General features: G+C 72.5%; 14 protein-coding genes and 1 pseudogene. 9 read left to right on the plus strand and 6 right to left on the minus strand.

Going from position 1 to position 11857, the window contains the following annotated elements; genetic code table 11:
• Positions 1-1215: acyl-CoA dehydrogenase (locus tag VFV89_RS23135; RefSeq protein WP_329708349.1), on the plus strand; the 1215-nt coding region annotated here is incomplete at its 5' end.
• Between the two features lie 70 nt (positions 1216-1285).
• Here VFV89_RS23135 and VFV89_RS23140 read toward each other — a convergent pair.
• The gene (locus tag VFV89_RS23140) at positions 1286-1978 is read right to left on the minus strand and encodes a hypothetical protein (RefSeq protein ID WP_329708350.1); all 693 of its coding nucleotides are present in this window, start codon (positions 1976-1978) and stop codon (positions 1286-1288) included.
• 75 nt (positions 1979-2053) lie between these two features.
• The gene (locus VFV89_RS23145) at positions 2054-2926 is read right to left on the minus strand and encodes a LysR family transcriptional regulator ArgP (protein ID WP_329708351.1); all 873 of its coding nucleotides are present in this window, start codon (positions 2924-2926) and stop codon (positions 2054-2056) included.
• Positions 2927-2996: 70 nt separating this feature from the next.
• Here VFV89_RS23145 and VFV89_RS23150 point away from each other — a divergent pair, with 70 nt between their 5' ends.
• Complete coding sequence (locus VFV89_RS23150) at positions 2997-3599, plus strand: LysE/ArgO family amino acid transporter (RefSeq protein ID WP_329708352.1); 603 nt, start codon at positions 2997-2999, stop codon at positions 3597-3599.
• Positions 3600-3843: 244 nt separating this feature from the next.
• Here VFV89_RS23150 and VFV89_RS23155 read toward each other — a convergent pair whose 3' ends face one another.
• Positions 3844-5586 (minus strand): NHL domain-containing thioredoxin family protein, encoded by a 1743-nt coding sequence (locus VFV89_RS23155; protein WP_329708353.1) that lies wholly within the window; start codon positions 5584-5586, stop codon positions 3844-3846.
• Positions 5587-5771: 185 nt separating this feature from the next.
• Between VFV89_RS23155 and VFV89_RS23160 the strand changes: the two genes are divergently transcribed.
• Both VFV89_RS23160 and VFV89_RS23165 read left to right on the plus strand, forming a co-directional pair.
• Entirely contained in the window at positions 5772-6602 is an 831-nt protein-coding gene (locus VFV89_RS23160) for a maleylpyruvate isomerase family mycothiol-dependent enzyme (protein WP_329708354.1), read from the plus strand.
• Positions 6599-7531: an oxidoreductase gene (locus tag VFV89_RS23165; protein WP_329708355.1), complete on the plus strand. Its 933-nt coding sequence runs from the start codon at positions 6599-6601 to the stop codon at positions 7529-7531. The genes VFV89_RS23160 and VFV89_RS23165 overlap by 4 nt, the downstream gene beginning before the upstream one ends.
• Here the strand turns inward: VFV89_RS23165 and VFV89_RS23170 are convergent.
• Positions 7522-8001: a MarR family winged helix-turn-helix transcriptional regulator gene (locus tag VFV89_RS23170; RefSeq protein ID WP_329708356.1), complete on the minus strand. Its 480-nt coding sequence runs from the start codon at positions 7999-8001 to the stop codon at positions 7522-7524. The two genes, VFV89_RS23165 and VFV89_RS23170, sit on opposite strands and share 10 nt — an antisense overlap.
• Before the next feature lie 55 nt (positions 8002-8056).
• Between VFV89_RS23170 and VFV89_RS23175 the strand changes: the two genes are divergently transcribed.
• From VFV89_RS23175 to VFV89_RS23190, 4 genes and pseudogenes are all read left to right on the plus strand, one after another.
• Positions 8057-8959, plus strand: a complete 903-nt coding sequence (locus tag VFV89_RS23175; RefSeq protein WP_329708357.1) for a glutamate-cysteine ligase family protein — start codon at positions 8057-8059, stop codon at positions 8957-8959.
• Entirely contained in the window at positions 8956-9930 is a 975-nt protein-coding gene (locus tag VFV89_RS23180) for a hypothetical protein (RefSeq protein ID WP_329708358.1), read from the plus strand. The genes VFV89_RS23175 and VFV89_RS23180 overlap by 4 nt, the downstream gene beginning before the upstream one ends.
• Complete coding sequence (locus VFV89_RS23185; protein ID WP_329708359.1) at positions 9927-10322, plus strand: MAPEG family protein; 396 nt, start codon at positions 9927-9929, stop codon at positions 10320-10322. Before VFV89_RS23180 ends, VFV89_RS23185 begins: the two co-directional genes overlap by 4 nt.
• A gap of 64 nt (positions 10323-10386) precedes the next feature.
• Positions 10387-10722 (plus strand): annotated as a pseudogene (locus tag VFV89_RS23190) (sigma factor); the annotation flags it as partial.
• On the opposite strand, the gene VFV89_RS23195 reads toward VFV89_RS23190, so the two are convergent.
• Together VFV89_RS23195 and VFV89_RS23200 are read right to left on the minus strand one after the other, a co-directional pair.
• A complete protein-coding gene (locus VFV89_RS23195; RefSeq protein ID WP_329708360.1) occupies positions 10706-11185 on the minus strand; it encodes a GNAT family N-acetyltransferase in 480 nt (159 codons plus the stop codon). The pseudogene VFV89_RS23190 and the gene VFV89_RS23195 overlap by 17 nt on opposite strands.
• Positions 11186-11205: 20 nt before the next feature.
• Positions 11206-11340, minus strand: a complete 135-nt coding sequence (locus VFV89_RS23200) for a hypothetical protein (protein ID WP_329708361.1) — start codon at positions 11338-11340, stop codon at positions 11206-11208.
• Between the two features lie 122 nt (positions 11341-11462).
• Here VFV89_RS23200 and VFV89_RS23205 point away from each other — a divergent pair, with 122 nt between their 5' ends.
• Complete coding sequence (locus VFV89_RS23205) at positions 11463-11855, plus strand: DUF2237 domain-containing protein (RefSeq protein ID WP_329708362.1); 393 nt, start codon at positions 11463-11465, stop codon at positions 11853-11855.
• Positions 11856-11857 lie beyond the last annotated feature (2 nt).

Genomic DNA, 11857 nt, shown 5'->3' on the forward strand with positions numbered 1-11857 from the left:
CCCGGCACCAAGGGCCTCTCAATGTTCATCGTGCCCAAGCACCACTTCGACCTCGAGACCGGTGAGCTGACCGGCGAACGCAACGGGGTCTACGTCACCAACGTCGAGCACAAGATGGGCATCAAGGTCTCCAACACCTGCGAGGTGACCTTCGGCGACCCGTCCGTCGGCGGTGGCGAGCCCGCCAAGGGCTGGCTGCTCGGCGAGGTGCACGACGGCATCGCGCAGATGTTCCAGGTCATCGAGAACGCCCGGATGATGGTCGGCACCAAGGCCATCGCCACGCTGTCCACCGGCTACCTGAACGCCCTCGAGTACGCCAAGGAGCGCGTGCAGGGCGCCGACCTGACCCAGGCGTCGGACAAGACCGCGCCGCGCGTGACGATCACCCACCACCCCGACGTACGCCGGTCGCTGATGACCCAGAAGTCGTACGCCGAGGCGATGCGCGCGCTCGTGCTCTACACCGCCTCCTGGCAGGACCGGGTGCAGATCGCGGAGTTCAACGGGGAGAAGGACGAGCTCGCCGAGCGCGTCAACGACCTGCTGCTCCCGATCGTCAAGGGCTACGGCTCGGAGCGCTCCTGGGTGCTGCTCGGGACCGAGTCGCTCCAGACGCTCGGTGGGTCCGGCTTCCTGCAGGAGTATCCGCTCGAGCAGTACGTCCGCGACGCCAAGATCGACACCCTCTACGAGGGCACCACGGCGATCCAGGGCCAGGACTTCTTCTTCCGCAAGATCGTCAAGGACCAGGGCGCGGCGCTGGGCCACCTGGCCACGCAGATCCAGTCGTTCATCGACAGCGAGGGCGGCAACGGCCGGCTGAAGGTCGAGCGGGGGCTGCTCGCCCAGGCGCTCGAGGACGCCAACGCACTGGTCGGCCACATGATCAACGACCTGATGTCCGCGGACCCGTCCTCGGAGACCGGCGACCTGCGCAACATCTACAAGGTCGGGCTCAACACCACCCGGCTGCTGATGGTGCTCGGTGACGTGGTCTGCGCGTGGCTCCTCCTGCGCCAGGCAGAGGTGGCGCTGCAGAAGCTGGGCGGCGACGCCGGGTCCGTCGGCGCCAAGGACCGGGCCTTCTACGAGGGCAAGGTCGCGGCGGCCCAGTTCTTCGCCCAGCACAACCTGCCGAGGATCAGCGCCGAGCTCGCCATCGCCCGGTCCACCGACCTGTCGCTGATGGACCTGTCCGAGGACGCGTTCTAGGACTCGCGCCCTCTGCGCGAGGGACGCCCCGCCGGCCTGCCGGCGGGGCGTTCGTCAGCCCTGGGGTCGGTCACTCGGCGAATGTGACGGCTCCGGAGAGGCCGGCCATCACGTCCTTGACCTGCGGCCACGCCCCGGTCTCGGGTGCGAAGACGGCGATCACGAGTGGTGACCCGCCCTGGTCGGTGGCGAAGACCTGGAGCCGCCCGCCCTGCACGGCGTCGAGGGCGATGCCACCCTCGCTGCTCGTCACCACCTGGCCCTCGCCGCCCACGAGGTCGACGCCGGCTCCCGCGCCGAGGTCCCCGAACGGGCCGGTGATGTCGCGGACCTGCGCGCCGGCCCGGTGGGCACTGTCGCGCACCGCGGCGAGCGCCTCCGCTGCCGAGGCCTGCGGCGGCACCACGAAGGCCACCGCCACCAGCGGGCCGTCTCCCTTGTCGGCAGGCAGGCCGAGGTCGAAGGCGTCCGCACCCCGGTGCACGCTGGTCCAGCCGACGATCCCGGAGTACTGCAGGTCGAGCTGCAGGTCGGGGGCGAACCCCTCGGGCGAGAGGTGGCTGCTCGCCTCCACGTCGAGGTCGTCCTTGCCACCGGGCAGCCGCACCGGCGCCGGCGTGCTCGCCGACGGACTGGCCGACGCGCTCGCCGACGATCCCGACGTCGTCCTCGCCTCGGCGGCGTGGCCGCCGTCGTCACCCGAGCAGCCCGTCAGGGCCAGCAGGGCGGGCAGCGCGGCGACGAGCAGGACGCGGATCCGCATGGCCAGCGACGCTAGGACCGGGCCGTCCCGCCCCGACAGGTGCGTTGCAGAGTCGCAACCGCTTCGTGTCATTCGTTACCGAAGGGTGCCCGCCGCGGCCCGGCGTACGACGCCGGTGAGGGTCTCCAGCGCCGCCGAGTCGATCCGCCAGCGCTGCCAATAGAGGTGGACGTCCTGGTGGGTGCGGCCGCCCAGCGTGACCAGCCGGCCGGCCTCGAGATCTGGCAGCAGCTGCGGCTCGGGGAGCATCCCCCAGCCCAGGCCGAGGCGGACCGCCTCGTGGAAGTCGGCGCTGGTGGGCACGAGGTGCACCACGTCGGGTGCGGTCACGCCGCGGTCGCGGAGCACGTCGTGCTGGAGCTCGTCCTTGGCGTTGAAGACGACGACCGGCATCCGCTGCCAGTCGGTGCCTCGCCCCCTGCGGAACCGCTCGGCCAGCGCCGGCGTCGCCGCGGGACGGTAGCGCAGGAAGCCCAGGTGCTCCGAGCGGCAGCCCTGCACCGGTTGCGGGTCGCTGGTCACGGCTGCCAGCGCCTCACCGCTGCGGAGCAGCTCGGCGGAGTAGGCCTGGTCCTCGACCACCAGCCTCAGCGTCAGCTCGCGCGACTCGCCGACCTCGGCCAGCACCTCGCGGAACCATGTGGCGAGCGAGTCGGCGTTGACGCCCGCGGTGACCTCGACCCGGCCCCCGTGCTCCTCGAGCGCCGCCCGGGCCTCGTCGTCGAGGAGCCGCGCCTGGCGGCCGAGCCGCACGAGCGCGGTGCCGACCTCGGTCGGGACGCACGGGCTGCCGCGGCGTACGACGACCTGCCCGACCTCCCGCTCGAGCGCGCGCACCCGCTGGCTGACGGCACTCGGCGTCACGTGCAGCGCCCGGGCGGCGGCGTCGAAAGTGCCGTGATCGACGATCGCGACCAGCGCCTCGACAGCGGCCTGGTTGTAGCGCATGAAGCAATGCTAATGAATCGTTCGAAACCTGCGTTGGCCTCATCTGAGCCCCCGCCCCTAGCGTGGCCATGTGCTCGACGCCGCTGTCGCCGGCCTGCTGACCGGCCTGTCGCTGATCGTCGCGATCGGCGCGCAGAACGCCTTCGTGCTCCGGCAGGGGCTGGCCCGCGAGCACGTGGGCGTGGTGGTCGCCATCTGCGCGGTCTCGGACCTAGTGCTGATCGCCGCCGGGGTCGCGGGCATCGGCACTATCGTCGAGCGGGCCGGCTGGGTGATCGACGTCGTGCGGTGGCTGGGTGTCGGGTTCCTGACGTGGTACGGCTTCACGACGCTGCGCCGCGCCCGGCACACGTCGGGGCTCGCCGCGGCTGCCCCGGAGCCGATGTCACGGAGGTCGGCGGCCCTGCGGGCGACCGCGCTGACGTGGCTGAACCCGCACGTCTACCTCGACACGGTGCTGCTGGTCGGGTCGATCGCCAACACCCACGGGCACCCCGGCCGCTGGTGGTTCGCGGCCGGCGCGACCCTGGCATCGGTGCTGTGGTTCTCCGCGCTCGGCTTCGGGGCCCGGTTCGCCTCACCCCTGCTGGCGCTCCCCCGTGCCTGGCAGGTGCTCGACGTACTGATCGGGCTGACCATGCTCGGGATAGCGCTGATGCTGGCGCTCGGCTGACGTCGAGCGACGCCAAAGTGGGCTCTGGTGACTGATCGGAGGGGTTTGCGGAGGAAGATCTGGCCTCGGGGCCTGAAATCCTCGGCAAAGGCCGGGCCCGGCGGATATGCACCGCATCTCGAGGGCCGACATGGGGCCGGAACCTTCGTTCACCACCCCGACACCACGAGGCAGGAGCGGGGCCGTGGGTTCTGTGGCGACCCATCCGCTTCTGTGCCGAGATCTCGGTACAGAAGCGCAGGGGTCACCGGATATCCGGTGACTCTGACGCGACCGACACGGCGCCCAGAGGCAGGGTGAGCACGGGTTCGGCGCCGGCCACGACGCGGATCGGGAGGCCCCAGTCCTGCTGGTGGATGTGGCAGGCGGCGTTCTCTCCATCGATATCGCACGAGGCCGCCCGCGCGGCGACGTGCAGGACACCCTCACCGACCTCCGGGTCGAGGACGAGGGTCCGGGAGAGCTCGGTGCCCCGCCCCTCGCCCTTGCGCAGCAGCGCCGGCGGCGTGGCCTCGACGACCAGCTGGGACGGTGGACCGAACCGATCGTCGACCTTCTGTCCCGGCGGCGGCGTGAACGCGACGACCAGCTCCAGCCCGGCCGCCACGTCGGTGACGGGCCGCTGAGTCGTGTGGCTGAACCCCGCGGTCCTGGTGGCCGCCGCACCGAGGGGCACGCGGGTGAGCCGGTGGGCGTTCGACTCGACGACCACGAGCTGCTCGCCGTCGACGTACGCCGCCGAGGGCTCGGCCAGGCCGTTGGCCACTGTGGTGACCTCGTCGGCCACGGGGTCGTAGCGGCGGACCGCGCCGTTGTAGGTGTCGCAGACCGCCACGCTCCCGTCGGGGAGCACGGTCACGCCGAGGGGGTGCTGGAGCAGCGCCTGGTCGCCGGGGCCGTCGCGGAAGCCGAAGTCGAACAGCCCCTGTCCCACCGCGGTGTGCACCTGCCCGTCCTCGACGTAGCGGAGCGAGGACGTCTCGGAGTCCGCGAGCCACAGCCGATCACCCACGGCGGCCAGCCCGGAGGTCTGCGCGAACCACGCCTCCTCGAGCGGTCCGTCGACGAGCCCCTCGTTGGTGGTGCCCGCCGCGACCTCGACCGAGCCGGTGGCCGGGTCGTAGGTCCAGAGCTGGTGGATCCCGGCCATCGCGATCCAGACCCGCTCCCGCCACCAGGCCACCGCCCACGGGCTGCTCAGCCGGTCGGTGGAGTCGCCCTGCATCCACTGCTCACCCGAACCGGCCAGCACCGTCACGTCCCCGGAGGCCAGGTCGATGCCCTTGAGCTGGTGGTGGACGGTGTCCGCGACGTACGCCGTGCCCTCGACGACGCACAGCCCGTTGGGCTCCTTGAAGCCACCCCACGAACGCAGCTCGGCCCCGTCCGTGTCGAGCTCGACGACCCGGTCGTGGCCGGCGTCGGCGACGAGGACCCGGTCGCCCTCGAGCGGCACCGCGTCGGCCGGGAACCGCAGCGTGGTCGGCTCCACCGCTGGCGGGATGTACGGCGAGTCGCCCGGCTGCAGCGTCCCACCGGCCCGGTGCACCTCGACCAGCTCGGCGAGCAACCGGTCGATCGCGTGCGCGTGTCCCTCGCCGGCGTACTGCGCGACGACGTAGCCCTCCGGGTCGACCAGCACCAGCGTCGGCCAGGCCCGCGCGGTGTAGGCCTGCCAGGTGATGAGCTCGGGGTCGTCGAGCACCGGGTGGTCGACGGCGTACCGCTCGACCGCGGCCCTCAGCGCCTCCGGGTCGGCCTCGTGCACGAACTTCGGCGAGTGCACGCCGACCACGACCAGCTCGTCGGCGTACTTCTCCTCGACCGGCCGCAGCTCCTCGATGGCGTGCAGGCAGTTCACGCAGCAGAAGGTCCAGAAGTCGAGCAGGACGAAGCGGCCGCGCAGGTCGGCGATGGAGTACGCCGCCCCGCCGGTGTTCAGCCAGCCTCGCCCGCGGAGCTCGGGGGCTCGGACGCGTGCAGTCACCCGTCCAGTGTCGCGTGCGTCCCGAAACCCTCGCTCAGCACGGGCAGCCTCGGACCGTCGACCGCACCCGTCAGCACCGCAGCCAGCGAGGACGGGCGGACGTCGAGCTCGCCGACCCGCGACCGGAGCCGAGCTCCCGGACCGAGCCGGGCCGGATGACCGCGCGACACCCTAGGCTTCCGTGCATGAGCAGCAGCGCGGGGACCGACGACCGGGCGGAGCTCGCCGGGTACGTCGGGATCTGGTGGCAGGCGGTCAACGACTTCCTCGACCTGCTCGAGGAGCTGGGCGAGGAGGAGTGGACCGCTCCCACGGACCTGGCCGGCTGGGACGTCAGGGCCTGCGCCGGCCACACCGCGCACCTCGAGAGCGTCCTGGCCGGCAACCCCGAGGAGACCGCCGACATCGGCGAGCCGGCGCACGTGCGGGGCGTGATGGGCATGTACACCGAGATCGGGGTGGTCAACCGCCGCGAGGCCAGCCCCGACGCGATCATCAACGAGATCCGCGAGGTGACCACCAAGCGGCACACCACGCTCCTCGCCGACCCGCCGACCGACGGTGACGCGAAGCCGGCGGTGATCTTCGGCGGCGTCCCGTGGAGCTGGCGGACCCTGCTGCGCAACCGGCCGCTCGACGTGTGGATGCACGAGCAGGACGTACGCCGCGCGGTGGGCCGTCCCGGCAACATGGACTCCGCCGCGGCCCGGCACACGGCCGACTACCTCGCGGAGAGCCTGGGCTACGTCCTCGGCAAGAAGGTCGGCGCCCCCACCGGCACCAGCCTGGTCCTGGACATGGAAGGCAGCGAGCCGTTCGCCTTCGAGATCGACGACAACGGCCGCGGCCAGCGGGTCCCGGTGCCGGCCGACGCCACGGTGACGCTGCGCATGGACCGCGAGTCGTTCATCCGGCTGGCCGGAGGTCGCTGCCAGGCCGAGCCCGGCCGGGTGAGCGTGGCCGGTGACCGGGCACTCGGCGAGCAGGTGCTCGCCAGCCTCGCCACCACCCCATGAAGGGCGGGGCCTGGGAGCTCGCCGACATCCCCGACCAGGCCGGACGCACCGCGCTGGTCACGGGCACGACCCTGGGCGGGCTCGGCCACCACACGGCGCTCGAGCTCGTTCGGCGAGGGGCCCGTGTGGTGCTGGCCGGCCGCGCCCCGGAGCGGCTGTCCGAGACCTCAGCGACGATCCGGTCAGAGATACCGGCCGCCGAGCTCGAGCTCATGGAGGTGGATCTCGCCGACCTCGGCTCGGTACGCCGCGCGGCGGCGGCAGCGACGGCGTACGGCCCGCTCGACCTGCTGGTCAACAACGCGGGCGTGATGGGCACCCCGCGCACGGTCACCCCCGACGGGCTCGACCTGCAGCTGGCCACCAACCACTTCGGGCCCTTCCTGCTCACCGGGCTGCTGCTGCCGCAGCTGCTGGGCAGCAAGGACGGCCGCGTGGTGACGGTCTCGTCCAACATGCACCGGGTCGCGCGCCACGCCCCGCTGGGCGACCCGCACCGCCACCGAGGGCGCTACGCCACGTGGCAGGTCTACGGGCAGTCCAAGCTGGCCAACCTGCTGTTCACCTACGAGCTCGACCGCCGGGCCCGGGCCAAGGAGCTGCCGCTCCGGGCGCTGGCGGCGCACCCGGGCTTCGCCGGCACCCACCTCGCGGCCAACGGGCACTACGGCAGGTCCCGCGGCGGCCTCGCCACGATCCTCGACGCCACCGTCAAGGCCCTCTCCCAGTCCGCCGCGCGCGGCGCCTGGCCGGTGCTGATGGCCGCGACCGCGGAGCTGCCCGGCGCGACGTACGTCGGCCCGGGCAGCCTCGGTGAGATGCACGGTGCGCCGCAGGTGGTGACGTCGACCCGGCTCTCCAACGACGAGGACGCCCAGCGCCGGCTGTGGGGGTTGAGCGAGAAGGTGACCGGGATCAGCTACCCCTGACCGGGGGCGCGCCCCGCGTCGAGCTCCTCGTCGAGCTCCGCGAGGATGCTGGTCACCCGCTCGAGCACGGTGCGGGTCGCCTCGTAGTCCGCTCCGAACTCCTCCTCGAACCGTGACTCGAGATCTCTGAGGTGCCGGAACCCCTGACCGGCGAACGCCTTCCCCTCGTCGGTGTAGCGCACGATCTTGGCCCGCCGGTCGCGCGGGTCGGGGACCATCTCGAGGACGCCGAGGTCGACGAGCTCGCGGACCGCCTCGCCCATCGACTGGCGGGTGATCCCCGCCCGGGCCGCCATGTCGGCGGACCGGTCGCCGTCGTCACCGAGGACTCCGAACACGAAGTTGTGCGACGGCTTCAGCTCGGTGCGCCCCAGGGTGTGGGCGGCGCGCACCATGTGCGCCGCGAACGCACGGTCGAGGTTGTGCACGATCGCGATCAACGGCTTCCGGTCCGGTTTCTCTCTTGACACTCGTCAGGTTTCCTTACATTATTCGACAGGTAACCTTACGATATCAGGAGCGGTCATGAACGCAGTAGCCCGGCTCTTCCCGGCTCCCGGGACGGCTCGGACCGCGCGGGTCGGGATCGAGCACGAGCTGCTCGTCCGCGACGCAGCGACCGGAGCCCCCGTGCCGATCGAGCGGGTCCGCGCCGCCACCGCCACCGCTCTGGCCTTCGAGCCCGGCGGCCAGGTGGAGCTGAACCAGCCGTGCGGGCCCGCGGCCGTCGTGGTCGGGCGGCTGCGGAGGACACTCTCGAGGCTGCGCGCCGACCTCGGGCGGGCGGGGATCGAGCTCGACGCGTCCGCGGTCGACCGGCGGAGTGCGGACGAGGTGCCGCTCCAGCTGGTCTCACCGAGGTACGTCGCGATGCAGGCGCACTTCGACACGATCGGCCCAGCGGGCCGGCGGATGATGCGCTGCACGGCCTCGACCCAGATCTGCCTGGACTGGTGGCCGGGGCGCGCCGGGCTCGAGCAGTGGCGGGTGCTCAACCTGGCCGGGCCCCGCCTGGCCGGCGCGTTCGCCCGGACGACGGGCGACGGCTCGCGGCTCGCGACCTGGCTCGCCGTCGACCCCGACCGCACCGCGTTCGACGACCGGCTCCTCCGCGGTGCCTGCCCGGTCACGGCGTACGCCGAGTTCGCGCGCCGAGCCACTGCGTTCACCCACCCCGACGAACACCTCTCCACGCTGTTCCCGCCGGTGCGCCCGCGGGGCCGCTACCTCGAGGTGCGGTTCCTCGACGTCCAGCCCGACGACCGGCTCGGTGAGGTCGTCGACACCCTCTCCGCGCTGATGTACGACGACGCGGCGCGGGCGCGGACGCTCGCGGAGCTGGAGCCCGAAGCTGGCCGGCTCGGCGAGCTGTGGGAGGCGGCTGCCGCGGGCGACCTCGCGGCACCGGCGGAACGAGCGGTCGCATGAGGACGCTCTTCGTCACCGACCCCCTGGCCGGGCTGTCGGCGGACATCGACGCGTCGGTCGGCCTGATGGTTGCCTGCCAGACCGAGGGCATGGAGGTCTGGGCGTGCGAGCCGCTGGACCTGGGGGTGTCGGAGGGTCGCCTGCGGGCCCGCGCCCGGTGGATCAGGCCGCGACCCCAGCACCGCGGGGACGACCACCGGTGGCGCATCGAGCCGACGTGGTTCGACGAGACCGGACGCGCCACCCTCGACGTGGCCGGGACGTGTGAGCTGGTCTGGCTGCGGATCGACCCGCCGGTGGACGCGCGCTACCTGCACACGACCTACCTGCTCGACCTGGCCGCGGCTGCGGGCGCGCGCGTCGTCAACCAGCCCGCGGGCGTGCGCAGCCTGCACGAGAAGCTGGTCGCCCTCCGGATGCCCGAGCTCTGCCCGGCCACCCTGGTCACGAGCGCACCGGCCGAGATCGAGGCCTTCGTGGCGGCGTACGGCGCCGCGGTGGTGAAGCCGGTGGACGGCTTTGCCGGCACCGACGTGTGGCTGCTGGAGCAGGGTCGCTGCTGCCGCGCGCTGGCCGAGTCCGCCACCGCGGGTGGCCGGCACGTGATCGTGCAGGAGTACCTGCCCGCGGTGGCCGCCGGCAACAAGCGGCTCTTCCTCGTCGACGGCGAGATCATCGGCGCGGTGCTCCGGAGCCCGTCGGAGGACGACTTCCGGATCGGTCCGCCGGTGGCGCCCGCGACCGTGGACGACGACGACCGCCGGATCGAGGCCGCGTTGGCTCCGCTGCTGGTCGCGCACGGCATCGCGGTGGCAGGCCTCGACGTGATCGACGGACGGCTGATCGAGGTCAACGTCACGTGTCCGGGCGGCATGCACAAGACCGACGCCCTGCTCGGCTCCGACCTCAGCGGCGTGACGGTGCGCCGCCTGCTGAACCACACGCCCGCCCGGAAGGAGCTGCTGTCATGACCACCACCCCCGTCGTCTGCATCGCGTTGATGGGCATCCTGCTCTTCCTGCTCGGCGCCAACGTGACACGGCACCGCGCCATCCGCGGCGCGACCGGCAACCAGATGCCCACCGACCCTGCCGACCGGTTGTTCATCGCCCAGCGCGCACACGGCAACGCCGCCGAGTACGTCCCCACGCTCGCGGTGCTGCTCGTCGTCTGCGACGCGCTCACCTCCGGGTGGTGGCTGAACGCCCTGGCCGTCGCCGCGCTGGCCGCTCGGTCGCTGCACGCCTTCGGGATGCTGACGAGCAAGACCCTTGCGGCGCACGGACCGGTCCGGGACGCGGCTGCGTTGGGCACCTACCTGACCGGCGTACTCCTCGGCATCACGGCGCTGGTGACGCTGTGAGAACTTTCTCGACCCTCAAGGTCAACCGTGGCGGCACTCGGACGTCTGAGCCCACCACCGGCGCCCGGTCGGGCTGGCCGCACTCCTCGTCGACGACCGACTGACCGCTGAGGACATCGTCCAGGAGGCGTTCGCCGCGCTCTACCGGCGGTGGCACCAGCTGCGTGACCCACAGGCCGCGATCGCCTACCTCGACCGGGCCGTGGTCAACCGCGGGTCGGGACGAGCTGCGCCACGGGCGCCAACGACACGCGGAGGCTGCGATGAGCGCGACGAACACCGAGGAGCGGCTCACCGAGCTGCGGTGACAGCGAGCCGGAGCCGATCGGCCCGACCGACCCGGAACGTCTCCGCCGAGATCGAGCGGCTCAAGCTGGACCGCTTCAACCCAGACCTCTGACGTACCGGCGGACCGGCACGGCCACGGTCCCGCCGTCCAGGGTGACCGCGTCGTACGTCTCGTCCCCGCGGTCGACCCAACCGCGGCTCTCGTAGAACCTGCGCGCGGTCGTGTTGCCGGGGACGACGGCCAGCCAGATCTCGTCGTGGCCGGCCGCGGCGACCTGGCGCTCGGCCTCGGCGAGCAGGGCCGCACCGACGCCGCGGTCACGGGCCGTGGCACCGACCATGATCTGCACGAGCTCGTCGTCGTCGACGATGAGCACCCCGAGGAGCTCCTCGCCGTCGACGGCGACCGTGGTGAGGTCGACGAGCTCGGCGGTCCGCGACCGGAAGTACGCCGGGTCGCGGGCCTCGATCAGCGCCTCCGGCACGCGGCCGCGGTGCGCGTCGTACCACGCTGCCTGCCAGACCTCGGCCACCCGGCCGGCATCGCCGGGAGTCGCAGGGCGGACGGAGAACACGTCCCAGTCATACCGTCTCGTCAGCCCCGCACCGGCGGCAGGTCGAACTCGTCCTTCGGAAGCCTGAGCAGCGGGGCCGCGACGAACCCGGCGGCGACCACGGCGGTGCGGTGGTGGTCACGGTGGTCATGGTGGTCATGGCGTCGAGGCTCCATTCCCTGCCGTCCCGGTGTCGTGCCCTCGGCGTCCCGCCCGATCCCGCACCGATTCCCGCCCACGCCGAGTCGGCGCTACTGCCGACTCGGCGTCGCGATGGACGTGGTGCGATGCTCGGGACGTGACCGAGCGCAACGTGGTGGGCGGGGAGCTCGAGCCGTGCGGCATCGACCCGATGACCGGGTTCTACCGTGACGGGTGCTGCTCGACCGGGCCCGAGGACCGCGGCAGCCACACCATCTGCGCCGTGGTCACCGCGGAGTTCCTCGAGCACCAGCGCTCGATCGGCAACGACCTGAGCACGCCGATCCCGGCCTTCTCGTTCCCCGGGCTCGTGCCCGGCGACCGGTGGTGCGTGACGGCCCACAACTGGGCGCGGGCCTACCAGGACGGCGCGGCCGCCCCGGTGGTGCTGGCCTCGACCAACGAGGCGGTGCTGGGCATCATCCCGCTCGAGGCGCTGCGCGAGCACGCCGTCGACGTGCCCGACGACCCGGGCGCCCTCGACTCGTGAGG

This window comes from Nocardioides sp. (assembly GCF_036274455.1).
GTDB lineage: Bacteria > Actinomycetota > Actinomycetes > Propionibacteriales > Nocardioidaceae > Nocardioides.